This is a genomic window from Paramuribaculum intestinale, from assembly GCF_003024925.1.
Taxonomy (GTDB): Bacteria; Bacteroidota; Bacteroidia; order Bacteroidales; family Muribaculaceae; genus Paramuribaculum; species Paramuribaculum intestinale.
In genome coordinates, this window is sequence record NZ_PUED01000023.1 from 1 (window position 1) to 23,957 (window position 23,957).

General features: G+C 51.2%; 29 protein-coding genes and 2 tRNA genes. 14 read left to right on the forward strand and 17 right to left on the reverse strand.

The features are described 5' to 3' along the window. Positions 1–149: 149 nt before the first annotated feature. The 10 genes from C5O24_RS03195 to C5O24_RS03220 all read right to left on the reverse strand — a co-directional run bounded on the left by C5O24_RS03195 (position 150) and on the right by C5O24_RS03220 (position 3,547). Positions 150–1,052, reverse strand: a complete 903-nt coding sequence (locus tag C5O24_RS03195) for a hypothetical protein (protein ID WP_107034682.1) — start codon at positions 1,050–1,052, stop codon at positions 150–152. Positions 1,053–1,098: 46 nt separating this feature from the next. Then, positions 1,099–1,221: transfer RNA gene (locus C5O24_RS13890), tRNA-OTHER, on the reverse strand. A gap of 112 nt (positions 1,222–1,333) precedes the next feature. Then, positions 1,334–1,417: transfer RNA gene (locus tag C5O24_RS03200), tRNA-OTHER, on the reverse strand. A gap of 240 nt (positions 1,418–1,657) precedes the next feature. Then, the gene (locus tag C5O24_RS13740; RefSeq protein WP_133165444.1) at positions 1,658–1,861 is read right to left on the reverse strand and encodes a helix-turn-helix domain-containing protein; all 204 of its coding nucleotides are present in this window, start codon (positions 1,859–1,861) and stop codon (positions 1,658–1,660) included. After that, on the reverse strand, positions 1,858–2,157 hold the full coding sequence (locus C5O24_RS03205) for a hypothetical protein (protein ID WP_107034683.1): 300 nt from the start codon (positions 2,155–2,157) through the stop codon (positions 1,858–1,860). The genes C5O24_RS13740 and C5O24_RS03205 overlap by 4 nt, the downstream gene beginning before the upstream one ends. Before the next feature lie 10 nt (positions 2,158–2,167). After that, a complete protein-coding gene (locus tag C5O24_RS13745; RefSeq protein ID WP_107034684.1) occupies positions 2,168–2,377 on the reverse strand; it encodes a hypothetical protein in 210 nt (69 codons plus the stop codon). Positions 2,378–2,410: 33 nt separating this feature from the next. Then, positions 2,411–2,629 carry a hypothetical protein gene (locus C5O24_RS03210; RefSeq protein WP_107034685.1) on the reverse strand — a complete coding sequence of 73 codons (219 nt, stop codon included), beginning with the start codon at positions 2,627–2,629 and terminating at the stop codon, positions 2,411–2,413. After that, positions 2,626–2,781 (reverse strand): hypothetical protein, encoded by a 156-nt coding sequence (locus C5O24_RS13930; RefSeq protein WP_161553779.1) that lies wholly within the window; start codon positions 2,779–2,781, stop codon positions 2,626–2,628. The genes C5O24_RS03210 and C5O24_RS13930 overlap by 4 nt, the downstream gene beginning before the upstream one ends. A 15-nt stretch (positions 2,782–2,796) precedes the next feature. Continuing rightward, positions 2,797–3,279 (reverse strand): hypothetical protein, encoded by a 483-nt coding sequence (locus C5O24_RS14245; protein WP_107034686.1) that lies wholly within the window; start codon positions 3,277–3,279, stop codon positions 2,797–2,799. A 22-nt stretch (positions 3,280–3,301) separates the two neighbouring features. Further along, complete coding sequence (locus tag C5O24_RS03220; protein WP_107034687.1) at positions 3,302–3,547, reverse strand: hypothetical protein; 246 nt, start codon at positions 3,545–3,547, stop codon at positions 3,302–3,304. 167 nt (positions 3,548–3,714) lie between these two features. Between C5O24_RS03220 and C5O24_RS03225 the strand changes: the two genes are divergently transcribed. The 5 genes from C5O24_RS03225 to C5O24_RS03250 all read left to right on the forward strand — a co-directional run bounded on the left by C5O24_RS03225 (position 3,715) and on the right by C5O24_RS03250 (position 6,307). Beyond that, positions 3,715–4,413: an XRE family transcriptional regulator gene (locus C5O24_RS03225; protein ID WP_107034688.1), complete on the forward strand. Its 699-nt coding sequence runs from the start codon at positions 3,715–3,717 to the stop codon at positions 4,411–4,413. A gap of 32 nt (positions 4,414–4,445) precedes the next feature. After that, a complete protein-coding gene (locus C5O24_RS03230; protein ID WP_107034689.1) occupies positions 4,446–4,937 on the forward strand; it encodes an SHOCT domain-containing protein in 492 nt (163 codons plus the stop codon). 62 nt (positions 4,938–4,999) lie between these two features. Continuing rightward, a complete protein-coding gene (locus C5O24_RS03235; protein WP_133165445.1) occupies positions 5,000–5,362 on the forward strand; it encodes a hypothetical protein in 363 nt (120 codons plus the stop codon). A gap of 238 nt (positions 5,363–5,600) precedes the next feature. After that, a complete protein-coding gene (locus C5O24_RS03245; protein ID WP_107034692.1) occupies positions 5,601–6,035 on the forward strand; it encodes a helix-turn-helix domain-containing protein in 435 nt (144 codons plus the stop codon). Further along, positions 6,011–6,307 (forward strand): hypothetical protein, encoded by a 297-nt coding sequence (locus C5O24_RS03250; RefSeq protein ID WP_107034693.1) that lies wholly within the window; start codon positions 6,011–6,013, stop codon positions 6,305–6,307. Before C5O24_RS03245 ends, C5O24_RS03250 begins: the two co-directional genes overlap by 25 nt. A gap of 252 nt (positions 6,308–6,559) precedes the next feature. On the opposite strand, the gene ruvC is transcribed toward C5O24_RS03250, so the two are convergent. The 5 genes from ruvC to C5O24_RS13750 are packed head-to-tail and all read right to left on the reverse strand — an operon-like array spanning position 6,560 to position 8,987. Further along, positions 6,560–7,159 carry a crossover junction endodeoxyribonuclease RuvC gene (gene ruvC, locus C5O24_RS03255; RefSeq protein ID WP_107034694.1) on the reverse strand — a complete coding sequence of 200 codons (600 nt, stop codon included), beginning with the start codon at positions 7,157–7,159 and terminating at the stop codon, positions 6,560–6,562. Beyond that, positions 7,156–7,473 (reverse strand): DUF4286 family protein, encoded by a 318-nt coding sequence (locus C5O24_RS03260; protein ID WP_161553782.1) that lies wholly within the window; start codon positions 7,471–7,473, stop codon positions 7,156–7,158. Before C5O24_RS03260 ends, ruvC begins: the two co-directional genes overlap by 4 nt. Beyond that, positions 7,454–7,978, reverse strand: a complete 525-nt coding sequence (locus tag C5O24_RS03265; RefSeq protein ID WP_161553783.1) for a GYF domain-containing protein — start codon at positions 7,976–7,978, stop codon at positions 7,454–7,456. Before C5O24_RS03265 ends, C5O24_RS03260 begins: the two co-directional genes overlap by 20 nt. After that, positions 7,975–8,775 (reverse strand): glycosyltransferase family 2 protein, encoded by an 801-nt coding sequence (locus tag C5O24_RS03270; RefSeq protein WP_107681438.1) that lies wholly within the window; start codon positions 8,773–8,775, stop codon positions 7,975–7,977. Before C5O24_RS03270 ends, C5O24_RS03265 begins: the two co-directional genes overlap by 4 nt. 8 nt (positions 8,776–8,783) lie before the next feature. Next, the gene (locus C5O24_RS13750; protein WP_133165446.1) at positions 8,784–8,987 is read right to left on the reverse strand and encodes a T9SS type A sorting domain-containing protein; all 204 of its coding nucleotides are present in this window, start codon (positions 8,985–8,987) and stop codon (positions 8,784–8,786) included. Between C5O24_RS13750 and C5O24_RS13940 the strand changes: the two genes are divergently transcribed. The 9 genes from C5O24_RS13940 to C5O24_RS03315 all read left to right on the forward strand — a co-directional run bounded on the left by C5O24_RS13940 (position 8,974) and on the right by C5O24_RS03315 (position 21,610). After that, positions 8,974–9,123, forward strand: a complete 150-nt coding sequence (locus C5O24_RS13940; RefSeq protein WP_161553784.1) for a hypothetical protein — start codon at positions 8,974–8,976, stop codon at positions 9,121–9,123. The genes C5O24_RS13750 and C5O24_RS13940 overlap by 14 nt on opposite strands. Positions 9,124–9,359: 236 nt before the next feature. After that, positions 9,360–11,027, forward strand: coding sequence for a glycosyltransferase (locus C5O24_RS03280; RefSeq protein WP_107681440.1), 1,668 nt, complete (start codon positions 9,360–9,362; stop codon positions 11,025–11,027). Between the two features lie 33 nt (positions 11,028–11,060). Beyond that, entirely contained in the window at positions 11,061–13,616 is a 2,556-nt protein-coding gene (glgP, locus tag C5O24_RS03285) for an alpha-glucan family phosphorylase (protein WP_107681441.1), read from the forward strand. A 225-nt stretch (positions 13,617–13,841) separates the two neighbouring features. Continuing rightward, complete coding sequence (gene ftsY / locus C5O24_RS03290; RefSeq protein WP_107034700.1) at positions 13,842–14,810, forward strand: signal recognition particle-docking protein FtsY; 969 nt, start codon at positions 13,842–13,844, stop codon at positions 14,808–14,810. Continuing rightward, the gene (gene rimO / locus C5O24_RS03295) at positions 14,810–16,114 is read left to right on the forward strand and encodes a 30S ribosomal protein S12 methylthiotransferase RimO (RefSeq protein ID WP_107034701.1); all 1,305 of its coding nucleotides are present in this window, start codon (positions 14,810–14,812) and stop codon (positions 16,112–16,114) included. The genes ftsY and rimO overlap by 1 nt, the downstream gene beginning before the upstream one ends. Positions 16,115–16,197: 83 nt before the next feature. Beyond that, positions 16,198–17,265 (forward strand): chorismate-binding protein, encoded by a 1,068-nt coding sequence (locus C5O24_RS03300; protein ID WP_161553785.1) that lies wholly within the window; start codon positions 16,198–16,200, stop codon positions 17,263–17,265. Then, positions 17,262–18,752 carry an SGNH/GDSL hydrolase family protein gene (locus C5O24_RS03305; RefSeq protein ID WP_107034703.1) on the forward strand — a complete coding sequence of 497 codons (1,491 nt, stop codon included), beginning with the start codon at positions 17,262–17,264 and terminating at the stop codon, positions 18,750–18,752. Before C5O24_RS03300 ends, C5O24_RS03305 begins: the two co-directional genes overlap by 4 nt. After that, the gene (locus C5O24_RS03310; RefSeq protein WP_107034704.1) at positions 18,749–20,086 is read left to right on the forward strand and encodes a GDSL-type esterase/lipase family protein; all 1,338 of its coding nucleotides are present in this window, start codon (positions 18,749–18,751) and stop codon (positions 20,084–20,086) included. The genes C5O24_RS03305 and C5O24_RS03310 overlap by 4 nt, the downstream gene beginning before the upstream one ends. A gap of 9 nt (positions 20,087–20,095) precedes the next feature. Then, complete coding sequence (locus C5O24_RS03315) at positions 20,096–21,610, forward strand: MBOAT family O-acyltransferase (protein WP_107034705.1); 1,515 nt, start codon at positions 20,096–20,098, stop codon at positions 21,608–21,610. A gap of 5 nt (positions 21,611–21,615) precedes the next feature. Here the strand turns inward: C5O24_RS03315 and nrdG are convergent, their stop codons facing one another. Together nrdG and C5O24_RS03325 are read right to left on the reverse strand one after the other, a co-directional pair. Then, positions 21,616–22,098: an anaerobic ribonucleoside-triphosphate reductase activating protein gene (nrdG, locus tag C5O24_RS03320; RefSeq protein WP_107034706.1), complete on the reverse strand. Its 483-nt coding sequence runs from the start codon at positions 22,096–22,098 to the stop codon at positions 21,616–21,618. Beyond that, positions 22,095–23,957 (reverse strand): anaerobic ribonucleoside triphosphate reductase (locus C5O24_RS03325; RefSeq protein ID WP_107681444.1); only part of this gene is annotated, 1,863 nt, incomplete at its 5' end. The genes nrdG and C5O24_RS03325, both read right to left, overlap by 4 nt.

The following is a 23,957-nucleotide window of genomic DNA, read 5'->3' on the forward strand; positions in this document are numbered from 1 at the left end:
TCAACACGCCATCAGAATCCCCCAGACCCTATTGTCAACCCCTGTAAAAACTGTCCAAAAATCACAGGTTATCAATGGGGGTCAATTTAAATAATCCATAGGGGGTCAATTTGTTGAGAATATCCATGGAGTCATCCTCCGTTATGTTGTCACTCTTTCACTTCTCCGGTTTCCTCATCGATGTTTTCTGCCGGTTTTTCCGGCTTAGGGGGCGCCGGAGTGGCCACCTTTTTTGCCTGACGGCTTGCTGCCGCTGCGGCTTTCTCTCGAGCCTCGATGGCTTTCTGTTTGGCCGCTGCTGCCTGTCGGCGATCTTCGATGGGCTGCATGAATGCTTCCTGAACGGTCGTTGTGCCCTCCTTGATCGCATTGGCCAAGGCCCGGAGTTCGAATACGCGCTCCTTGTCGATTTCCTCTCGCTTTTTCAGCTCGAGGTACTCCAGAAGAAGCTCCTCTGTCACTCCCAGCTTGCCGAAGTAGTCTACCATGCGCTGACGGCTCGTTTCGAGATCGAGAGCCTGTCCCATGGCTACCTGCTTTACGTCTGCGATCACACGCTTTGTCACGGCCTTAGGCACAACTTTTAGCACGGCATTTCGGAACGCTATGGCCGATGCAGCGTTTCCGGTCACCACCTGCATATCCTCGCTGTATGTCCTGCCGTTGCGATCTGTTATGCGTCGCTTTACCTCCACACTCACCGCCACGTTGGTTTCGAGGTCGTGACATACGCCTTGCGCCGTGATTGTTTTGCCGTCGTTGCCGATGATGCGCGTCTGCACCCGCAGGTTGCCCCACGCTCCGGCGATGATCTCGGCCATCCTGACCGACAGCCCCTCGATAGTATTGCCGCCACCTTCGCCCTTGCGCCGGAGGATGTAGAAACAATCCTCTGCCGTTTCAGCGTCGAGCGTAGCCAGCGTGGCAATCTGATTCAATACCGTCGGCAGGTGCCTCGGATATTGTTTCGCCGTGGCGATCTGCATATCAACCTCACTGCGATTGATGGCCTGCAGTACTTCCGCCTGCTTGATTTCAATGATTTCGTTCATTGCTGTTTTTGTTAAATGCGGTCTAAAAGCTTTCCGCGTTGCTTTGCGGGAGAGGCGGGAGTCGAACCCGCAATGTGTCGCCTACCACACTCCCTCGTATTCTCGGCACCTCCCGGCTACGGGCTTGTCGCTCTACGAGTGGCGCGCCTGCCATTATCGCTACTCTCCCTTGTGGCCTGTCGCGTCCGCGTTGCACGGCTGCGCGGCAGGCCTGTATTGGTTATCTACTTTCCACACACGCACCTTGCGTATGCGTCCGCGATGTCAATGTGCTACTTTGTTGGTGGCCGGACGTGGACTCGAACCACGGACACCCCGGCGGATTGGTTACCGCGCGGTTGCTCTGCCAACTGAGCTATCCGGCCTTTTGCCGGGGAGCGGGAGGCTGTGGCCTCCTCATGAGTGACGCTCCTCCCCGGCAGTGTGCCGCCCGGCTGCTTGCTTCGGGCGACAAACGATTGATAACGATTTGACAAAATGTCGGTTTTGTCGCACTCTTGCGACGGGCGTCCTCACGGATTGACCCTCTTTTTTTTACCTTAAAAATTATACCTCTTCGCGACAGCTCTCTGTCGCAGGGATCCTCCCGGATAGCCCTGTATTTGTCATAGGAAGGAATACCATAGTTTACGTATATCCTTGCCTTGATACCTGTACTTGTTGTCTATGGCGCACATTCGCCTCTTGATTCTTCCTGCTTTTACCAGCCGCCAGAATGTGGTACGTTCGACGCCAAGCTTCTTGGCCGTAGTGGTTGTATCGTACCATCCGTTATCCGCCACGTCCGGAGGAGTAGGACTGTACCTCATCGCGCTTCCTTTTTAGCATGGTACATCGGATTCGGAGCCTCATCCGTCTTCTTGCATTCGCGGTCATACGCCATGAGCCACTTGTCGGTTTTACTCCATCGGTCATAAAGCCTGATCGATGCCCAGAATGCTCCGACGGATATAACTTTTGAGCCGACCAACACGGCAAACCACCAATCGCTACCATCTTCCTCCAGCCCGGCCATCAGGCAGATTATCGAGATCACCACAAGTGCGAACAATATCAGCGACTTTGCAGCGCTCTTCGCCGTTTCTTTGATTGTTGTCTGTTTCATCGTCTTCGTTTTAGTTTGGGTTGTAAAGTCCGGCGTTGATGACGATTCGTCTTATACCGGGCACGGTCATTTCATACTTGTCTGCTATCACCCGGAAGAGCCTATGAGCTGCTGCGCCGGGAGCCGAATTTGAGAGCGTCAGAAAGTCGTTGCAGATAGCTCTGTGCTTCGCGTCTCTCGCTTTCTCTGCGTCTGTTCGTAATTCTGCTGTAGGAGCCATATCTGTTATGTTATTTGATTTGTTGATTTTTCTTTAGAATTTACGCCGGAGATCCAGCAGGCTTATCGACAGTTGTATCTTCTTGCTGCCCTCTACCGTGTACTGCATCGGATCGCCATCTTCGGTCGGGTTCTCCGGAAGCTGGATGAGTCCCATCCATTCCACCATCGAGGCCGGCACGGGGAAGGCAAGCTCTCTTTCTGCCGTGCCACACTTCGCCCGGAATATCATTACTTTCGTTTCCTCATTCATCGCTGTTGCTTTTCGTTCATTTCGTCGATTCTTTTCTTCTCTGCGAGTGCATCTTCAAGCACTCTCTCTGCCTCCTGCTCGCTGATTCCTGCTTCCGCCGCAAACCGCTTGGCGTCCAGTTTGGGCGCAGAGGGGGGGGGTAATTTACTCATATTTAACAACTTGCATTATTTATTAGCTAACAGCTTGGCAATATATGCCTTGTCTTTATTTGTCAGCTCCATGTTGGTGGAGCATTTCAGGCTGATCACGTATCCGTGGCCAAGGATCTCTATGGCTCTATTTTCCATTCCTGCCCCCATAAGCGCGAGGGCGAGATTAACCTTTTGGGCGATTGCCTCGTTGAAGTCCTTGCGTAATTCAGTGTTGATTCTGCACAGTTCCGCGTTCTCTTTCTTGAGTTCGTAACTGCACTCAAATTCGCGTTTAGTCTCCTGTTTGGCTTCACGCGCCATCGTTTGAAAGCGTTCTGCTTGCTTGGTGAGGTCGTAAATCAAGCACGTCGTATCGCTATTGGCCTTCTTCATGGCCTTGCAAAAATCTTCTTTGCCGATAGCGTCCGATGCTACCATATAGACCCGCTCGATCTTTTGGTATTCCTCTGCCTCGATAGGCTTGCCCGTCAAGGCTTCATATTCGCTCTGTAACATAATCGTTGTAGAATTATTTGTCTTATTTTACTTGGGGTTTGATGCTAAATTTTTTGAGCTGCCTGATCTCTCTTTGCAGGCGTTTCGCACGTGTGGCTTCCTCCTCTGCAAATTCGGGTTTGTCGGTTTTGTAGAACTCGGCCAGCTCCAGTGCTTCGGCCATCGCCTTCTGCTTCCGGCTTATCATATGCCGTATTTTGACAGTATTACCGCCCTTTACGGTCTCAGCCACTTGCCCAGCGTATATCTGTGTAATTGTCGCTTTCATTGTGATTTGTTGTTGTGGAGTTATTTGTTTTAACTTTTTTGTTTAATCTCGATTTTATTTCGTATTTTTGAGGCGTGTTTATTAACCCGTTTCAAAATCACAATGCAAATTTATATCAAATGATATAATTAAACAAGTAATTAAATATTTTTAACTTATCAAATGATATGACAACTTCATCCACGGAGGTCGTCTCTCGCATACGAGAGATCATGAATCGTTTAAGTCTAAATCAGAGCCAGATGGCAGAACGAATTAATATCCATCAGCCCAATCTGTCTGCCATCTTGCGCGAAAAGCGTCCATGCGACGAAGCTGTAATAAACAAGATTTGCATATCACTTGATATAAGCAAGAGTTGGCTCTTAACCGGCGAAGGCGAAATGCTCAAAGATCTTGGTGAGTCGGTCGATGAACCGGAGGCCGAAACCTCACACGCGCGCGAATCCTATAAACTTGTGCCGCTCATCAATATCGATAGCGTCGGAGGTGTTCATTCTCTCAATCTGATTGAGCCTTCGGAACAATATCCGATAAAGCTCCTCCCGTTCACCGACGCCCGCGAGGGAGACGTGGCCATCATCCAGACCGGCAACTCCATGTCGCCGACCATCCCGCCCGGATCCGTGCTGCTGATCCGCAAGGTCGAGGATTGGCAGGAGTATTTCGGGTATGGCAACATATACGTCCTTTGGCTTCGTGACGGCCGACGCATAACCAAAGAGGTTCGCCGCTACGATCCCGACCCTAAGAACTACGTTTGGTGCGTATCATACAACCCCGACGTAGCCGACGAGGAGCTGCCGCGCAACCTTATCCGCGGCGTTTGGAAAGTCATAAAGTATCAGGCCGACTTCGGTTGGTAAAAAACATTATTTACCTTAACACTCATATCATCATGGCATCGGATCCCATTTTTTTCTTAAAAGGCACCAACGGCCAGCTTGCCGTCTACAATTCTCACATTGTGATCACTCGCAAAGGCGTACTCGGATTCATGACACATGGCACCGCCGGCGAGAAGTCATTCCCTTACACCACCATTCAGAGCGTCCAAATGAAACGCGGCGGCATGCTCGCAAACGGGTATCTCCAGTTTGGTATTCAGGGAGCGATCGAACGGCGCGGAGGCGTGTACAATGCCGCGGACGATGAGAACTCTATCGTATTCGCAAAAGCCAACAACGAGCTGGTCGAACGCATCAAAGAATTCGTTCAGGATAAAATATTCAGCAATCAGCCCGGGATGACACCGCCGCCAGTCCCCACTCAAACAGCCCCAACAATCTCCGCTGCTGACGAAATACTCAAGCTGAAACAGCTTCTTGACGCCGGCATTCTTACGCAAGAAGAATTCGACACTAAAAAGAAACAACTCCTCGGCATTTAATCTATTATCAAAATTTAATTGTTATATTTATGGCCGAAAAACAATATAACACAAAAGTTTCGTTGACAACCACCGCAACAGATAATCGCAACAGGCAGTATAAATTCAATATCGAATTCTATATTTTTGCCGAAGGTGACCGACAGATAGCCTACTGTCCGTCGCTCGACTTGTCGACGTCGGGAGCGTCTTTCAACGATGCAGTTTCAGCATTCTACGAATGCTTCCAGCTCTATATCGAAACGTGTGTAGACAATGGCACTCTGTTCGATGATCTTGTAGCTCACGGATGGAAGATCACCCAACGCACCTTGCGAGCCCCTGCATTCAGTACACTGTTGAAGAAGCCGGAGTTGAAACACCTTGTCAACTCAGGCATCGGGTTTGAAAAGATTGTAGCACCCGCACAAATCGCAATGGCATAATGGGTGCATTGTCAAATGTGAGCATAGCGCAATTTCGCGCCGTGCTCACCATGCTTGGGTTGCGGTGTGTCCGCACCAAAGGAGGTCATGAGGCTTGGCAGGAAGAAGGCATGTTCCGGCCTGTCATTTTCCAGACCCATGTAGATCCCGTTCCAGAGTTTATCATCAGGTCTAATATTCGCACTCTTGGAATCACCCGTGAGGAATTCATTCGTTTGCTCAACTCATAACCGACATAATGAATAACCGTCTGCGCCAAATCATCGAATACGCTACCGGGGGCAATCAGACCGAATTTGCCGCCCTTATGGGATGGTCACCACAATACCTCTCCCGCCTCATATTGGGGCAGGGAGGCATCGGGATCCGACCCATAGTCGCGCTACTCGAAAAATTCCCAGACATCAACGCCAGATGGCTCCTCCTCGGCGAGGGGTCAATGCTGACGTCGGCGGTCGACGCCGCCAAGGAACACCTCCGTCAGCTTCTCACCCTCGAGCAATATTTGCCGGTCATGACTGCCGAAGAGATCCATCAGCTGACCGTCGAAGGGCGTACAGATTTTCCGGCTGAAACGATCTCCTGTTGGCAACAACAACTCGACAAGAAAAATAATTTCATCAACGACGCCATCAAACGCTCATCCTCATGCAGTCACCCGACAGTCAAATAATCGTCCTCCGTTTTTTCGAGGCTCTGAGTCGCCTCAAGACCGACAAGGTCATTCGCGGCACCAAATCATTTACCGACCGCTATGACATAAACCGGCGCAACCTCCACACCCTCTCTGCTGATCCCACCCGCGACATATTCCAGCCGTCGTGGCTCACGTATCTCGTAAGGGATTTTCACATTTCCCCCTCGTGGCTCCTCGTTGGAGAGGGCAATTTTTACACTCCCGGTTGGGATGCCGAATCCATCCGAACCGGACTCACAAAATACTAAAACAAGCAATTCACAAGCAAACAAAAAATACAACTTTGTAACAAACTGATTATTAGAATGTCTGCTGGCAAGATTACACGCCTGGAAAGCGTGTAGTCGCCAAAAGCGGCTCGGGGGTTCGAATCCCCCTCGCTCCGCAAGTAAAAGCCTTGAAAATCAGATAAATGCAAGCTGATTTCCAAGGCTGTTTTTACGTTTATACGTAAAGTTTAAGCATTAAAGTTTGTGAGCCGGAGGCGGAGTTGGCCGGGGCTATTTTACGCGGTCGGGATGTTTTGCAAGGAATTCTTTCCATGTGCGTGGTCCGGCTGTGGCTGCCGGACGCTGCGATTCGTAGAAGTGGCATAATGCCGCTCCGAGTGCGTCGGTGGAGTCGAGTTGTGGCAGCAGATTGGCTTCGGGTATGGCGAGGATGCGTCGCAACATTTCTCTGACCTGTTCTTTGGATGCTGCTCCGTTGCCTGTGATAGCCATCTTTATTTTGCGTGGTTCATACTCAGTGATGGGGACATCGCGGCTCAGGGCTGCTGCCATGGCAACTCCCTGGGCGCGTCCGAGTTTGAGCATAGACTGCACGTTTTTCCCGAAAAAAGGTGCTTCGATAGCCATTTCATCGGGCAGGTATTGGTCGACAAGCGATAATATGCGGTCGTAAATACGTCGCAGCCGAAGGTAGTGGCTTTCGAATTTGTTCAGCTCAATGATACCAAGGGCTATCATGGCCGGTTTCTTTGACTTCACACCCAATATGCCGTAGCCCATGACATTCGTACCCGGATCCACTCCGATTATAATCCGATCCCACTCTTTAAGGCTGACAGGGCTGTCGCCGGGAGTCTTGACGGAATTCATATTTCGATCTGTTCCATTGGGGTTGTGAAATGCAGCAGGCGTTCCCGCCCTATTTCTTCAGCCAGCAGGCCTATGAGTGAATGGCCGATGGTGTTGATCCAGTCGTTTGCTGCCGATGCGTTTTCGGCACGAAGATGTAGCGCATACGCCTCGGCTGATGGATCGGGAGGCTCGCTCAGTCTCATAAGCATGGCGTCAGTAATCATTCCCGAGGCGAGTGCCTCGGGAATGTATGTCAGACGCAGCCATGACAGAAATCTGTCGGCGTGCTGCCGTTCTACATAAAATGTAGTATTAAAGATTGCTGCCGACAACACCTACCAATACAAGAAGGATATACAAAAGGCTGATTCCGAGTCCGATGAAAAAACCAAGCTTGGTCCATTTTCCGGCGTCGGCCGATGACTGCTGTGCGCCGGCATAGTTGCCTATGCGGAACTGGCTTTCGACTTGCGAGGCTTTGATAATGCCTACAATGCCAAACGGGAGACAACAGAAAAGTGTCACGAGGATTGACTCTACGAGCCATGTTTTCGGGCATACCGCAGTTTCGGGCTGTTGAGGCGCGAAGGGAGTCTGTCCGCCGAATGGCGACTGGGGTTGTTGCTGGCAGTTGGTGAAGCCTCCGTTGGGAAGTGTCGACGGAGCCTGGGCACCTCCGAGAAGGTATGCGCTGAGTTCGGGCACCTGTCCGGCCTGAGTCCATTCGGTCATGCCTTCACACCATACGAGCGACGACGGGGTGATGCCTCTCGAAGCGAGTTCTTCAGGAGTGAACGGTCCTTCCTGCTGTCCGTTGTTTGCGAGATAATATTTCATTGCTTTATATTATGTGGATTATTGAATATTTGTTTTTCAAGTTTACGCCGTCGGATGAAGCGCGGTATGAACTGCAGATGTCTCAATATGGCGAGCGGCAACCCATAATAGCATGTCATGATGCGGAATCGTTCTATAAGCGAGGCGCGCCGATTAGCCGTAGTCGTACCCTCGGCAAGATAGTCGACCAATGTGCGGTCGACATACACGTTGTGGCGTGAGTGTTGCAGGCATCGGATACACCAGTCGTAATCAGCCGAAAAGCGATATGATGTGTTGAACGGGGAAGCTATCCTGGCAAGCACGACAAACGCCTGATGGCAGACAAGCATGCCCTTGGAGAAACTTGACAGTGTCAATTGAGGTGGGGCGGTGAGATGTCGTCCGGCGAGCCTGTTGCCGTCTTTGTCGACGATGTCGGTCTGTCCGTAGACGATACCGGGTAGGTTGTTGCTCTCGATGGCTCTGCTGAGCACTGAGAGTGTGTCGGTGTCATGAAAGGCGTCGCCGGCATTGAGGAATATCAGATATTCTCCGGCGGCAAGGTCGAGTCCTTTGTTCATGGCGTCGTATATGCCGCTGTCGGGTTCGCTGATGATGGTCACATTGATGTCGTCATACCGTCCGGTTATCTCCGCGGCCTTTTTGGGAGTGCCATCCTTTGAGGCTCCGTCGATAATGAGATACTCAAAGTCGCGGAAGTCCTGCTCCATGACAGAACGCACGGTGCGTTCTATATCGCCTACGGCGTTATAGCTAACTGTGATGATTGAAAATATAGTGCTGCGGCCAGACATAGTGTCGGTTATTTTACCATGATTTTACGCGCCCAATGCGAGCACTTCACAATGTACACACCGCGTTGCAACTCAAGCTGCGCCGAATCTCCGGCCTTAATCTCCAGTCGCTTGATCAGCTGACCTGTGATGCCATAAATATGAAACGTTTCAGACTTCCCGGTTGCAGCGTTCAGTGTCAGCATGCCTTCGCCGACCATGATATCAGGCATACTGACGCGTGCGGCCATGGACTCCCTTCCGTCGGCCGATAAGCCATCGGGCATAGCGGCTGACAGCGGAGCCGTAATGGCCGCCATGATAAGAAAGGCTATTATGGCACGGTGTCTCATACAGTTGATCTTCTGATATATCACTGCTCGCAGGGAGGGGTCACATGTGGGCATAGATCTCGTTTAAGTCTTGTCGTGAATGTGACATGGCGGGCAGGGTCATGAACTGAAACGCTATATCGTTGATTTGGCAAAAATACTAATTCGCGATGAATGTACAAAATATTCGACACCTAATTTCAGTCTATATTTTGCAAATTGCCTAATAATTCGTAATTTTGCCACCCGATTTAATCCTATTTCAGAAAGATAATGGAACAACCAGCAGTGGCACTTGACCTGCTTATAGAGACCAGTTGGGAAGTCTGCAACAAGATAGGAGGCATATACACCGTGCTCTCTACCAAAGCGGACACACTCCATGAACTATATAAAGACAAGGTGATATTCATCGGCCCGGATGTGTGGTCGGAGCAGAATCCCTCGCCATATTTCATAGAAAATCCGTCGGTACTGAAAGGGTGGGCTTCGACAGTGTCGTTGCCTCACGGCATCAAGGTGCGCACCGGACGCTGGGACGTGCCGGGCAAACCAATCGTGATTCTTGTCAAGTTTGACACAATGTATGCGCTCAATGACACCCTCTTCGGTGAGATGTGGCTGCGGTTTCGAGTCGATTCGCTTCATGCTTATGGCGATTATGGAGAAGCGTCTGCGTTTTCTCACGCAGCGGGCATTGTCATCGAGTCGTTATGCTCCTATTGCAAGGTCGGGCCACGATCGCATAAAAATGTCATAGCCCACTTCGACGAGTGGACAACCGGCATGGGGCTTCTATATGTGAAGTGGAAACTCCCTCAGGTGGCCACCGTATTCACCACTCATGCCACAAGCATAGGCCGAAGCATCTGTGGCAACGGCAAGCCGCTCTACGGACAGCTTCAGAACTATAACGGCGACCAGATGGCCCGGGAACTCAATATGGAAGCCAAACATTCGTTGGAAAAAACAGCTGCTCATCAGGCCGATTGCTTCACAACGGTGAGCGAGATCACGGCCATAGAGTGTGAGCAGCTTCTCGATCTGCGCCCGCAGGTTGTCACGCCCAACGGATTTGAGAAAAATTTTGTGCCGCCGCGTAGCCGCTTCAAGAAGGAGCGCCAGTCGGCACGCAAACTGATGCTTGAGGCCGCGTCGGCACTTGTGGGCCGCACACTGCCTGAACATACGATGATTGTAGCCACATCCGGTCGATGCGAATACCGCAACAAGGGTATAGATATGTTCCTTGACGCGATAGCCGCGCTCGGGTTTCGCGCTCCCAGACGCGAGACTCTTGCGTTTGTCATGGTGCCGGCATGGTCTAAAGCGGCTCGTGAGGATCTTGTCAAAGCATTGGAGTCGGATCACAAAGGTTGGCATCGTCTGCCGGATCCGGTGATGACCCATACGCTCAACAATCCCGACAGCGATCCGATTATCAACCGCATCCATGCCATAGGTTTTACGAATTCGGCCGACAGCCACGTCAATGTGATATACGTACCATGTTATCTCAATGGCACCGATGGCATATTCAACACCGAGTACTATGACCTGCTCATCGGCATGGACGCCACCGTGTTCCCGTCGTATTATGAACCCTGGGGGTACACTCCGCTTGAGAGTATCGCGTTTGGTGTTCCGACTGTAACGACTTCACTCTCCGGATTTGGACAGTGGATATTGTCGACTACCGACAATCAGTTGTATTCATGTGGAGTCAATGTCATAGGCCGTGGCGACTACAACTATTCCGAGGTAGTCGACAATATAGCGCGCACCCTTGCAGATCTCAACGAATGCGATGAAGAGGAGACCGCTAAAATATCATCGGCGGCCATGCACACCTCCTCGCGCGCGGCCTGGAGCTATTTTGTAGCATATTATATCGATGCCTTCGAAGTGGCTCTTGCCAACCGCAACACCAACCGTAAATAAAACAGAAATATAAATCACAATTTTATCAACATAATGAAAATACAGGTAAGCAACTCCAATGCCCCCGTCTGGCATGAGGCTACTGTAAGCGCAGATCTCCCTGCAAAGCTCAAGCCTCTTGAAGTCATTGCGAAAAACCTTTGGTGGGTTTGGAACAGCGATGCTAAGAACCTTTTCCGCGACATCAATCCCGACATGTGGAGAGCCACAGGTGAGAACCCCGTAATGCTCCTGCAGCGTCTTTCATCCGAACGTCTTGAAGAGATGCTCAAAGACTCCGAGATGATGGGTCGCATAGAGAGCGTCTACAAAAGTTTCAACGACTACATGGCGACTCCCATGCGGTCAGACATACCCTCGGTATCATATTTCTCGATGGAATATGGTCTGTGCAACTGTCTGAAGATCTATTCCGGCGGTCTTGGTGTTCTTGCCGGCGACTATATAAAGGAAGCTTCCGACAGTCGCGTTGACATGACAGCCGTCGGCTTCCTTTACCGTTACGGATATTTCACCCAGACTCTGTCGGTCGATGGCCAGCAGATAGCAAACTACGAGCCTCAGAACTTCAACCAACTCCCCATCGAGCAGGTGACCGACGAGGATGGCAAGCCCGTAATACTTGAGGTGCCATATCCCGGACGCATCGTCTACTCGCACATCTGGCGTGTGAACGTAGGCCGCATGAAGCTCTACCTCATGGATACGGATTTCGACCTCAACAGCGAATATGACCGCTCGATCACCCACCAGCTTTACGGTGGCGACTGGGAGAACCGTATAAAACAGGAATATCTGCTTGGCATAGGCGGCATGTTGATGCTGAAGAAGCTCGGCATCAACTCCGATCTCTACCACTGCAACGAAGGCCATGCGGCTCTTCTCAATCTGCAGCGCCTGGTGGACTATGTTCAGGAAAAGGGACTTAACTTCAATACCGCACTGGAAATCGTGCGCTCGACTTCGCTCTACACAGTCCACACTCCCGTTCCCGCCGGTCATGACTATTTCGACGAAGGTCTCTTCGGCAAATATATGGGTGAATTCCCTGCGCGTCTTGGTATTTCGTGGGCGGATCTCATGAACATGGGTCGTGAGAATCCCGACACCAACGAACGCTTCTCCATGAGTGTGTTTGCTCTCAACACCTGCCAGGAGGCCAATGGTGTAAGCTGGCTTCACGGCGAAGTGTCGAAGAAGATGTTTGCAGGTATCTGGAAAGGCTATTCGTGGGAGGAGAGCCATGTCGGATACGTCACCAACGGTGTGCACATGCCTACATGGGCAGCTTCGGAATGGAAGTCGTTCTATGCCGAGCGTCTTGGAGAGCGAGTATTTGCCAACCAGAGCGATCCCAAGGCATGGGAGGGGATCTTCAATGTCAGCGATGAAGACATCTGGAATCTCCGCATGCGCATGAAGAACAAATTCATCAACTTCGTAAAGCGCGATTTCAAAGCCAAATGGCTCGCCAACCAGGGTGATCCGTCGGCTGTGATGAGCATCGTGGACAAGATCAATCCGGATGCCCTCATCATCGGTTTCGCGCGTCGCTTCGCCACTTACAAGCGCGCTCATCTGCTCTTTACTGATCTCGACCGTCTGGCCAAGATCGTCAACAACGAGCGCTTCCCTGTACAGTTTGTATTCTCCGGCAAGGCGCATCCTGCCGACGGAGCCGGTCAGGGTCTTATCAAGCGCATTCTGGAGATCTCGCGCATGCCGCAGTTCCTCGGCAAGATCATATTCCTTGAGGACTACAACATGATTGTGGCCAAGCGCCTTGTTACCGGCGTGGATATCTGGCTCAACACTCCGACCCGTCCGCTGGAGGCATCCGGCACATCGGGCGAGAAAGCCGAGATGAACGGCGTGCTCAACTTCTCTGTGCTCGACGGATGGTGGTATGAGGGTTACAAGTTCGATGAAAAGGCCGGATGGGCTCTCACGGACCGCCGCACTTTCACCGATCAGGCCCAGCAGGACAAGCTCGACGCTGCGACCATCTATTCGATGCTTGAGAACGAGATCGTGCCTCTCTACTTCGAAAAAAACTCAAAGGGTTACTCGCCCAAGTGGATCCAGTATATCAAGGGTTCGATCGGACATATCGCGCCCCACTTCACCATGACCCGCATGATCAACGATTATATCGATCGGTTCTACAATCCCGAGAAGAAGCGTTCGACAGCTCTCAAGGCTGACGACTTCAAGCTTGCCAAGGAGATTGTGGCATGGAAGGAGAGTGTGGTCGAGAAGTGGAACGGCATCAATGTCGTATCGCTCGATATCAAGGAGGCCAACCCCAATCTCACCGGAGAGAAGCTCGACGTCACTGCTGTGATCGACACAAATGGCATCGGCAAGGATCTTGGTCTGGAATACGTGTCGTATCGCGTAGAAGACGGTGTGGAACACCTCTATGAGACAAAGCAGTTCAAGGTGACAAAGACCGATGGAAACGTTCTGACATACCATCTCGACGAGAAGGTACGTGATACAGGCGTGTTCCGCTATGGATTCCGTCTTTATCCGATCAACCCCAATCTCGCACATCGTCAGGATTTCGCGTTCGTACGCTGGATCTGATGAGACCTTGAAGCTGCGACAGCAGCTTCAGAGAAAGCAAATCGCCGGTCGGCCTTCAGGGAATACAAACCTGGTGGCCGACCGGATCTGTTTATGTCATGATGTCGGCCTGTATTGCACGAATATGATGTCGCAGGCTAATCATTTCAAACAAAAATCGAATGTTTGTGGTCGGAGGGCGAATTTTTTAGTAATTTTGCTAATAATTATCACGGAACTCACAAAATGGGATTTTTCGATCTATTTTCAAAGAACAACAAAAAGGAAACGCTCGACAAGGGGCTTGAACGCACCAAACAGGGCGTTTTCTCCAAAATAGCCAGGGCTATAGCCGGCAAGAAGAATATCGATGATGATTTTCTCGACGAACTTGAAGAGATCTTTGTAACTTCGGATGTAGGAGTAGACACGACGCTACGAATCATAGAACGGTTGCAGGCACGTGTGAAGCGTGACGGATATGTGGGTACATCCGAACTCAACCGGCTGCTTTGCGAGGAGATCGAGGCTCTGCTTGCCGATAAGCCTGACAACGCCTCGTCGGACGACTTCCGCCTTCCGGCATCCGGCTCCAGGCCGTATGTAATCATGGTGGTGGGAGTGAACGGCGCCGGCAAGACAACAACGATCGGTAAGCTCGCTGCACAATACAAAGCGGCAGGATACAATGTGATGCTCGGCGCGGCTGACACGTTCCGTGCTGCCGCGGTGGAGCAGCTTGAAGAGTGGGCCAAGAGGGCTGAAGTGCCTATCGTGAAACAAAAGATCGGGGCTGATCCCGCTTCGGTGGCATACGATACTTTGCAAAGTGCCAAAGCCCGTGGTGACATAGATGTGGTGATCATCGACACGGCCGGACGTCTGCACAACAAGAAAGCTCTGATGGACGAGCTGACCAAGATACGCAATGTGATGCGTAAGATTGTCGACACAGCTCCCGACGAAGTGCTCCTTGTTCTGGACGGTAGCACGGGACAGAACGCATACGAGCAAGCCCGTCGCTTTGCCGAGGCCACCGATGTGACCGGCTTGGTAGTGACCAAGCTCGACGGCACGGCCAAAGGGGGAGTGGTCATCGGCATATCCGAGAGCATGCAGATCCCTGTAAGATATATCGGGCTGGGTGAGGGCATCGCCGATCTTCAGGTGTTTCACAAGAAAGAATTCGTTCAATCCTTATTCGGATCCAAATGATGAAACCGCAGCGCGTGTGTCTTTACACTCTCGGGTGTTCGAAAAATCTGGTTGATTCGGAGCGCGTGTTGAAACGTCTGGAGGATGCTGGTTTCGAGGCTGTGCACGAACCGTCGTCGACATTGCGTGGAGATATAGTTATAATCAATACTTGTGGATTTATCGGCGATGCGAAAGAAGAGTCGGTCAATACGATACTTGATTTTGCGGCGATGCGTACCGACGGACGCGTGTCATGCCTTTATGTGATGGGGTGTCTTTCGCAACGCTATAGAGAGGAACTTGCCGCGGAAATCCCTGAGGTTGACCGTTGGTATGGCAAGACAGACTGGGATACGATTGTGAGCGATCTGTCGGCCCGCAATGCATTGCAGACACCAGTATTTGACCGCATGCTCACGACTCCGCCGCATCATGCATATCTGAAAATATCCGAGGGATGCAACCGTTTCTGTGCATTCTGTGCCATACCGCTGATCACCGGGCGTCACCGTTCACGTCAGGTCGGTGAGATAGAGCAGGAAGTAAGGATGCTTGTCGGACGCGGTGTCAGGGAATTCAATGTCATCGCTCAGGATCTGTCGGCATATGGCACAGATCTTGAAGGCTCCCACAGCAGACTGGCCGAGCTGATATCGCGGCTGTCGGATATCAAGGGAGTGGACTGGATCAGACTTCATTATGCTTATCCGGCGGATTTCCCTATGGACGTGCTTGACGTAATGGCACAGCGGCCCAATGTGTGCAATTATCTTGACATCGCCTTGCAGCACATATCAGACCCGATGCTCAAGGCTATGCGTCGCCACATAACCCGCAGCCAGACAATAGAGCTGCTTGACGAGATACGCAGGCGAGTTCCGGGCATACATCTGCGCACCACTCTCATGACCGGTTTCCCAGGAGAGACTGAAGAGCATTTTGAAGAGCTGATGGAGTTTGTAGCACAACAGCGGTTTGAGCGTATGGGTGCTTTCGCATACTGCGAGGAAGAGGGTACTTACTCAGCCCTAAACTATACCGACAACGTGGACCCGGAGGTCAAGCAGCGGCGCCTCGACCGTCTGATGTCATTGCAGGAGCGTATCTCGCAGGAGATACAGAACGAAAAGGTCGGGAAGGATCTTCGTGTGATGATTGACCGTGAGGAAGCCGAATACTTTGTAGGCCGCACTGAATGGGATTCGCCTGAAGTAGACCCCGAAGTTCTTGTCGAGAAGCATCCTTCTCTGCGTCAGGGTGAATTTTCCATGGTGAAGATCACTGAAGCACTACCGCACGAACTCATGGCAAAGGTGATATGATCATATCGGAAGAACATATAAAGGCGGCCTCCGTTTGTGTCGACCGCCGGATTCCTTTTGCTTTAGTCATACCGCCAGGCGCTATGAAGTCGATACTGTTCGCGTCGCTCTCGGATGGAGAATCCGCGCTTGAGCACGGCGGGAAGCGATTCAAACCGGGTTTTTTCGCGTCTTTTTTCGGCGATTCACCGTCGGAAGCTGTCTACATACCTGCTGAACTGACTGCCGGTCAGTTGCTCGACAGTGATTTTATAAAGACTTGCGGCGATATGCCTGAAGCTGAAACTGTAGCAGTGGATCGTTCGACAGATTTCATGAAATACTGCAGCTCGCTCAGAGAACTCACAGCCACACTGAAGAAGAACCACGGGAAGACCGTAATATCGCGGCTTATAGCTGTCGATTCGACTATAGATCCGATCGACGCATTCCGACGCTATGTCGACACTGCTCCAGGCGGCACATACCGATTTGTTTTCTATACTCCGGCCACCGGCCTGTGGATAGGGGCAAGCCCGGAACTGTTGCTCAGCCACAAATATGGTTCGGGTGTATTCTCAACAATATCACTTGCCGGTACACGCAAGCCATCGGATGATATGTGGGATACAAAAAACCGTGTGGAACATGATTATGTGACCGATTTTATCGATTTTCATTTCCGTAATCATAATCTTGAAACGGATATAGAACCTTATTCAGCGGTAGCATTCGGCAACATCGAGCATCTATGTGAGGTCATTTCCGGCAGGGGTGAGACAGACCCCATCAGTCTGCTCGATGATCTTAATCCTACCCCAGCACTGTGCGGTTTTCCTGTCGATCAGGCATTCGGCAACATTCTCAGCTATGAGATGCATGACCGGAAATGCTATGGAGGCATGGTTGGATTGGCCGATGACGACGGCTTTGCAGCCTACGTGGATCTGCGTAGCTGTCTGGTCACGCCATGCAAAAATGACACTTATCGCTATAATATCTACGCCGGTGGCGGCATTACCGAAGCATCCGATCCGCTCGACGAATGGAACGAAGCGGCAGCCAAGGCCAGAATGCTTTACCGGTCTGTGACTGATACGGATGCCGATGAGTCATCGGACGGCCTGTCGTTTACCGGTTATGATGAAGCTTATTCGCATACAGTAAGATGAGTCGCAGACCTAATGATAGCGCGCAGTGGCGCACAGCATTCGCAGTCATAACGGCTGTGGCGATAGTTGCTTTTGTATCGGTGCTGCCTCTGCGCAAACTCACCGACGGATTGATCGATGATTATAATCTGTTAGCTGATGTATCTGCTGTGATTGAATCACAAGAGCAATCCGATACTATCGACGTATTGCAAGACGAGGCTATCGATCCGCTGCTTCGGAAGGCGATAGCCGAAAGCCGTGATGCGGCGACAAACAAAACTGTTGCCGCCCGGGTTGATTCCGCTTTTGCAGCCATGACACTGCATACGACCGATTCGGCCGCTATGACGAAGCCGGATGCACAGGATACAGTGGTCAGCCTGCCGGATGCACAGCCTGCATTGCGCGATGAGAACGGCATTGTGGCCATAGAGGACTACACACCTTCAAAAAGCGGCCTGTCGGCTATGAGATCAGCTTTGATGTCGGGCCGTATGGTCAGAATAGCCGTAGTAGGCGACAGCTACATTGAGGGCGACATATTCACGCAGGATCTCCGGGAGAAACTACAGAGTCGCTTCGGAGGCAGCGGAGTCGGCTACGTCAGCATGCACACAGATTTTCCGGGATTCCGACGCTCGGTGCATCAGGGTGGATCAGGATGGAACGCTCACAAGCATGGCGAAAAGGGGACATTGAACGCATTCGTAGGGCTTTCACAGCACTATTTCACCCCCAAAGATGGTGCGAGAGCCTTATCGACATACAAGGGCGACAAAAAAATCAAACATGTGGATCAATGGGAGATCAGTCGATTTCTGTTTGTCGCCCCTGACGGTGCGACAGTGACCATGACCGATAGCGACGGAGAGAACCATACGTCAACATTCGCGCCGTCGTCATCCGTGCAGTCGATGGTAATAAACAAAATCACTGGTTCGATATCACTCTCTACCTCAACATCATCGATCAAGGCTCTGGGGGTATGGCTTGAGTCGTCGTCGGGAGTGTCGGTCGAATGCATGTCGACCAGAGGATTCTCCGGTCTGTCGTTAAGCAGCCTGAATTATGATCTGTGCCGACAGATGGACGAAAAGCTCGGATATGACATGATCATACTGGAATTCGGGCTGAATGCCATGTCGGCATCGCAAAAGAACTATTCGGTGTACTCGCGTGAAATGATCAAGGTGATACGTCATCTGCGCGAGTGCTTTCCCTCGGCTTCGATCATACTGATGGGAGTGGGCGACCGCGGACAGAAACGTGGCGGAGAGCTGCATTCGATGTCGACAGTAGGCAATATGGTGTCGGCACAGCGTGATGCAGCCCGTGAAGCCGGATGTCTTTTCTGGGATATCAGAGAAGCCCAGGGTGGTAATGACGCCGTAGTGGAATGGAGCCGGAAAGGATTGATTGGCAAGGATTACACACACATGTCGCATAAAGGAGGCAAAGTTCTGGCCGAGGAATTTTACAATGCCTTGATGATGCAATTGCAATGAAACACACACACACAACAATAACTGTAGCAACCACGCTGCTGATGATGTCGTCGGCACCGGTCATGCGCTCTGAACAATGCGTGGCCGTGACTGCCGATAATGACAGCATCTTGGAGGATTTTATTGACGACCAAGCTGATATGCGTCAGAATCCTGTAATAGAGAGCGAGCTGATCGAGCTGCCTTTTTCGGGTCATGTGCCGTCGTTTATCCGTCGCTCTAAAAACGCGATAAAAGACAATGGCGAGGACTTCTCGACTTTGTACAATAAACTTGCTTCTCCCGGAAGCAGGATAGATATACTTCACATCGGCGACAGTCATGTTCAGGCGGAGTTTTCCACTCAGGTGACACGCGATATGCTGCAGTTTGTCTATGGCGACGCCGGACGCGGCCTGGTGGCGCCGTTGAAACTTGCTTCGACCAATCCTCCGTCGGATTACAAGGTGGAGAGCACATCGTCATGGACAGCCACGCGTGCCATTAAGTCGGGAAGCGACGCCGACATGGGCTTTAACGGCCTTGCGTTGCGGCTTAGCGGAGCGACCGGCAATCTCACATTCGTCACCCGCGACGATGAGGACACGTTTGATCCGTTTGCCGAGATCACTCTCTTTGGAAAAGGCAAGATAGACGTTGTATCCGTGACGGATCAAGAAGGCAATTCCATACCATACGAATCTGTCTCAGAGAAAAACTGCGTCAGGATAACACTCGGAAGAAGTGTCAATGCCGCGACTGTACGTTTTTCGGCCACAGGAGGTTATGTTTATTATGGCTCGTATCTGTCTGGGTTGCGTCCTGGTTTGACCTACAGTGTGATAGGCAACAATGGGGCGACATTCTCGACGTATAATTCAATTGGCTCTTTTTCATCGGGCATATCATGTCTGGCTCCGGATCTTGTCATAGTGGCACTTGGTACCAACGAGGCCTTCGGCCGTCTTGACAGAGCCGCGCTTCGGTCGTCGCTACAGTCAATGGCCAACAATATACGCCGAGGGTCGCCTAAGGTGCCTATAATACTTGTTACACCGATGGAATGCCAGCGGCGCAGTTATGTCCGTCGCAAAGGACGCCGTCGCCGGGCGGCATCATACTCGGTCAATGCCAATGTAGCGGCATACCGTAACGAGATACTGGATTTCGGACGCAAACACAATATTGCAGTCTATGACCTTTATGATGTGGCCGGAGGAGAGGGTGCATCATCAAGATGGCTCGATGCCGGATTGATGGGAAAGGATCGCGTGCATCTGACCGCGTCGGGTTACCGACTGCAGGGAATGCTCCTTTATGAGGCTCTTATGAATCTTTTTGAACCAAAACAGTAGTTTACAAATATGTCGATCGACTTCCCGAATATACCTGATATAGACTGGCAGTTGCCTGATGTCGACCCTGAACGGATGGCGGATGTACTGCAGTATGACGCAGCCAATCCCTTGCTGTTCAATACCGGTCTGTTCATGCTTCTCTTCGCAGCCTTTATAGGCGTATATGCGCTGTTAAGCCGCTTCAAATACCTGAAGATGGTATTTGTCATACTGTTCTCTCTGTATTTTTATTATAAGTCATCGGCCGAATGCTGTTTCATCCTTTTAGGCGTCTGTGTGTCGGACTATCTGCTCGGCATAGGACTCGGTGCGGCTAAAAGAATATGGCTCAGAAAAGCGGTTGTGTTGATCAATGTGCTGATCAATCTCGGTATGCTTGCCTACTTCAAGTATTTCAATCTGCTGGCACAGACTGTGGCCGAATTTGCCGACAAAGAATTCGACGCGCTGGATATAATACTTCCTGCGGGCATATCGTTTTTCACGTTCCGGTCGATAAGCTATATAGTTGACATCTACCGTCGTCAGATTGAGCCGTGTCGCGATTTTCTGGCATACACGTTTTATCTGACCTTTTTCCCTCCGCTTTTGGCCGGTCCGGTGGTGAGGGCCAAGGATATGCTGCCTCAGGTGCATGCAAATCCAAGAGCCACACGCGCCATGATGGCCGAAGGATTGTTTCTTATTATCTGCGGTCTGGTGAAGAAGGTGGTTGTGGCAGATTATCTGAGTCAGAATTTTGTAGACCGTGTGTTTGACAGTCCGGCATTGTTCAGCGGCTTTGAAAATATGCTTGCCGTGTATGGTTTTTCAATCCAGCTATATTGCGATTTCTCAGGCTATAGCGACATGGCCATAGGTATAGCGTTGCTTCTCGGATATAATTTTCTCGACAACTTCCGTTCGCCGTTCAAATCGCAGAATCCTTCGGAATTCTGGCGCAGATGGCATATTTCGCTTTCTTCGTGGCTTCGCGACTATCTTTACATACCTCTTGGAGGCAACAGGTGTTCACGATTCAGAAAAAATGCCAATCTCATGACCACTATGGTGCTTGGAGGTCTGTGGCATGGCGCGTCGTGGATGTATATGATATGGGGTGGTCTTCATGGCTCGTTTCTGATCGTCCACAAGGAGATCAAGAGAGCGTTGCCGCCATGTCGGCCCACTTGGTGGCGAAGGGTGTTCAATGTGTTCATCACATTTAATCTGATCGCTTTCGCGTTCATGTTTTTCCGCGCCCGTTCAATGGAGTCGGTAGAGCAGATGCTGGGACAGATTTTCGGCGATTTCCATCTGTCGGTGGCTCCGGCGTTTGTCAGCGGCTATCTGGCGATAGTGCTTGTGATGGCGGGCGCTTTTCTGATGCATTTCGCTCCGGAGAACTGGACCCGCGGGCTCAAAGGATTGTATACACGTATGCCGCTGATCATTCAGACGGTGGTGCTGGCAATTGTGATCCTGATTATCATACAGGTGAGAGGATCAGACATCGTACCGTTTGTATATCTCCAGTACTGATCGTCTCAGAAATCAGACTGCCATTCGACAATCCGGCCGGGCATCGAGCGCTTCACATCGACAAGCCGCTGGTTGGATGATCCGCGGAAGAGCAGCGACCGGTCATGGAGGCGTTCTATAAACGGCCCGTCGACAAGCACGTCGATGTAGTCCAGGAGTTCTCTTGACACCTTCACGGCCATCAACTCCTCATAGCGGAATCCCGTATAAAGCCATATATTCCTCCCTTTGCGTTTCAGTTCGCGACAGAGGGGCATGATTTCCGCTGCCTGATAAACCGGGTCGCCTCCTGTCAGTGTGACGTCGGCGTCAGCTTCTTCAGTTATTTCTATCAACTGATCGGCCGACATCTCTTTGCCGGCATCCATAGGCCATGATTGAGGATTGTGACATCCGGGGCATTCGTGAAGGCATCCGGCAAAATAGATGGCGGTCCGGAGTCCCGGACCGTCCACCGATGTGCCTTCTATGATGTCGAGTATTCTCATTTGTGTACCACGCGATCGTTGAGTTCGGCAAGCTTGGCGTTGTTCCACCGGTCGGTAGTGCCGACGAGGTATCCGGTGATTCGCTGCAGCTTGTCGATATTTTTGCTTCCGCATTTAGGACATGTTTCGAGTCCGTCGTGCGCATCCTCGTAACCGCACTCCATGCAGCGGTTGCGGTTGTGATTGACAGAGCAGTAGCCGATGTTGTTACGGTCCATGAGATCGACAATGTCGGCAATAGCCTGCGGATTGTGTGTGGCATCGCCGTCGATCTCCACATAAAATATATGGCCACCGCCTGTCAGTTCATGATACGGAGCCTCTATTTTGGCCTTGTGGCTCGGGGAGCATTTGTAGTAGACCGGCACATGATTTGAGTTGGTGTAATATATCTTGTCGGTCACTCCGGGGATCACGCCGAAGCTTTTGCGGTCTTTGGAAGTGAATTTGCCTGAAAGGCCTTCGGCCGGTGTGGCCAGTACAGAGAAATTGTGCTGATATTTTTCAGAGAACTCGTTGGCACGGCTGCGCATGTGGCTTACGATACGCAATCCGAGAGCCTGAGCCTCCTCGCTTTCGCCATGGTGCGCACCGACAAGCGCCACCAGACATTCGGCGAGTCCGATAAATCCTATACCGAGAGTGCCCTGATTGATGACACTTTCTATGGTCTGGCCGGGTGTCATCTTATCACTGCCGTTCCACAGACGCGACATGAGCAGGGGGAACTGCTTGGCAAGAGCGGTCTTTTGAAAATCGAACCTGTCGCAAAGCTGACGGGCCGTGATGTCGAGCACATCGTCGAGCTTCTCCATGAAACGGCGGATGCGTTCTTCTTTATCCTGGATCATCATGCATTCGATGGCGATGCGGACTATATTGATTGTGGAGAAGCTGAGATTGCCACGTCCGATGGATGTCTTCTCGCCATAGCGGTTTTCGAACACACGTGTGCGACATCCCATGGTGGCTACTTCATATCTGTAACGTTCGGGATCATTGGCGTCCCATTTCTCGTGTTGGTTATAAGTGGCGTCGAGATTGACAAAGTTGGGGAAGAACCTCCTTGCCGTGACTTTACATGCAAGTTTGTAAAGGTCGTAGTTGCGATCGCCGGGCAGATAGCTTACTCCACGCTTTTTCTTCCATATCTGTATGGGGAAGATGGCGGTGGCTCCATTGCCTACGCCCTCGTAAGTGGATGTAAGCAGTTCGCGTATCACGCATCGTCCTTCGGCCGAAGTGTCAGTGCCATAGTTGATGGAGCTGAACACTACCTGATTGCCGCCGCGGGAGTGTATCGTGTTCATATTGTGAATGAATGCCTCCATAGCCTGATGAACACGCTCTACAGTGCGGTTGACTGCATGCTGCTTCATCCGCTCATCTCCTTCAAGACCATCGAGCGGTTGCGAGATGAAATCGGCGACTTCGGAGTCATACAGATGGCTGAGATCGGTGCCTGTGAGGTTTTCAAGTGTTTTCAGTTCCTCAATGAATGAATTGCGCACGTAGGGAGCAAGATAGAAATCAAATGCCGGAATAGCCTGACCGCCATGCATTTCGTTCTGTGCTGTTTCCAACGATATACATGCTATGATGCTGGCTGTTTCGATGCGTTTGGCCGGACGTGACTCGCCATGACCGGCGCAGAAACCGTATTTAAGTATGCGGTCAAGAGGATGCTGTACACAGGTGAGGCTCTTTGTCGGATAATAATCTTTGTCGTGGATGTGGAGATAACCGTTTTTCACGGCTTCTCTTGCTTCCTGCGAAAGAAGATAATCGTCGACAAACGGCTTTGTCGTTTCGCTTGCGAACTTCATCATCATTCCGGCAGGGGAGTCGGTGTTCATGTT

What these genes read in the sequence shown, in the direction of transcription:
- C5O24_RS03230 (WP_107034689.1), top strand. Translation starts at nt 4,446, where the DNA reads ATGGCATCGGATCCCATTTTTTTCTTAAAAGGCACCAACGGCCAGCTT.
- C5O24_RS13930 (WP_161553779.1), bottom strand. Translation starts at nt 2,781, where the DNA reads ATGAGTAAATTACCCCCCCCCTCTGCGCCCAAACTGGACGCCAAGCGG.
- C5O24_RS13750 (WP_133165446.1), bottom strand. Translation starts at nt 8,987, where the DNA reads ATGCCTGATATCATGGTCGGCGAAGGCATGCTGACACTGAACGCTGCA.
- C5O24_RS13940 (WP_161553784.1), top strand. Translation starts at nt 8,974, where the DNA reads ATGATATCAGGCATACTGACGCGTGCGGCCATGGACTCCCTTCCGTCG.
- C5O24_RS13740 (WP_133165444.1), bottom strand. Translation starts at nt 1,861, where the DNA reads ATGAGGTACAGTCCTACTCCTCCGGACGTGGCGGATAACGGATGGTAC.
- C5O24_RS14245 (WP_107034686.1), bottom strand. Translation starts at nt 3,279, where the DNA reads ATGTTACAGAGCGAATATGAAGCCTTGACGGGCAAGCCTATCGAGGCA.
- C5O24_RS03265 (WP_161553783.1), bottom strand. Translation starts at nt 7,978, where the DNA reads ATGAAATATTATCTCGCAAACAACGGACAGCAGGAAGGACCGTTCACT.
- C5O24_RS03250 (WP_107034693.1), top strand. Translation starts at nt 6,011, where the DNA reads ATGCAGTCACCCGACAGTCAAATAATCGTCCTCCGTTTTTTCGAGGCT.
- C5O24_RS03210 (WP_107034685.1), bottom strand. Translation starts at nt 2,629, where the DNA reads ATGAATGAGGAAACGAAAGTAATGATATTCCGGGCGAAGTGTGGCACG.
- C5O24_RS03205 (WP_107034683.1), bottom strand. Translation starts at nt 2,157, where the DNA reads ATGAAACAGACAACAATCAAAGAAACGGCGAAGAGCGCTGCAAAGTCG.
- C5O24_RS03305 (WP_107034703.1), top strand. Translation starts at nt 17,262, where the DNA reads ATGAGTCGCAGACCTAATGATAGCGCGCAGTGGCGCACAGCATTCGCA.
- ftsY (WP_107034700.1), top strand. Translation starts at nt 13,842, where the DNA reads ATGGGATTTTTCGATCTATTTTCAAAGAACAACAAAAAGGAAACGCTC.
- C5O24_RS03315 (WP_107034705.1), top strand. Translation starts at nt 20,096, where the DNA reads ATGTCGATCGACTTCCCGAATATACCTGATATAGACTGGCAGTTGCCT.
- nrdG (WP_107034706.1), bottom strand. Translation starts at nt 22,098, where the DNA reads ATGAGAATACTCGACATCATAGAAGGCACATCGGTGGACGGTCCGGGA.
- C5O24_RS03310 (WP_107034704.1), top strand. Translation starts at nt 18,749, where the DNA reads ATGAAACACACACACACAACAATAACTGTAGCAACCACGCTGCTGATG.
- rimO (WP_107034701.1), top strand. Translation starts at nt 14,810, where the DNA reads ATGAAACCGCAGCGCGTGTGTCTTTACACTCTCGGGTGTTCGAAAAAT.
- C5O24_RS03300 (WP_161553785.1), top strand. Translation starts at nt 16,198, where the DNA reads ATGAAGTCGATACTGTTCGCGTCGCTCTCGGATGGAGAATCCGCGCTT.
- C5O24_RS03220 (WP_107034687.1), bottom strand. Translation starts at nt 3,547, where the DNA reads ATGAAAGCGACAATTACACAGATATACGCTGGGCAAGTGGCTGAGACC.
- glgP (WP_107681441.1), top strand. Translation starts at nt 11,061, where the DNA reads ATGAAAATACAGGTAAGCAACTCCAATGCCCCCGTCTGGCATGAGGCT.
- C5O24_RS13745 (WP_107034684.1), bottom strand. Translation starts at nt 2,377, where the DNA reads ATGGCTCCTACAGCAGAATTACGAACAGACGCAGAGAAAGCGAGAGAC.
- C5O24_RS03270 (WP_107681438.1), bottom strand. Translation starts at nt 8,775, where the DNA reads ATGTCTGGCCGCAGCACTATATTTTCAATCATCACAGTTAGCTATAAC.
- C5O24_RS03280 (WP_107681440.1), top strand. Translation starts at nt 9,360, where the DNA reads ATGGAACAACCAGCAGTGGCACTTGACCTGCTTATAGAGACCAGTTGG.
- C5O24_RS03195 (WP_107034682.1), bottom strand. Translation starts at nt 1,052, where the DNA reads ATGAACGAAATCATTGAAATCAAGCAGGCGGAAGTACTGCAGGCCATC.
- ruvC (WP_107034694.1), bottom strand. Translation starts at nt 7,159, where the DNA reads ATGAATTCCGTCAAGACTCCCGGCGACAGCCCTGTCAGCCTTAAAGAG.
- C5O24_RS03225 (WP_107034688.1), top strand. Translation starts at nt 3,715, where the DNA reads ATGACAACTTCATCCACGGAGGTCGTCTCTCGCATACGAGAGATCATG.
- C5O24_RS03245 (WP_107034692.1), top strand. Translation starts at nt 5,601, where the DNA reads ATGAATAACCGTCTGCGCCAAATCATCGAATACGCTACCGGGGGCAAT.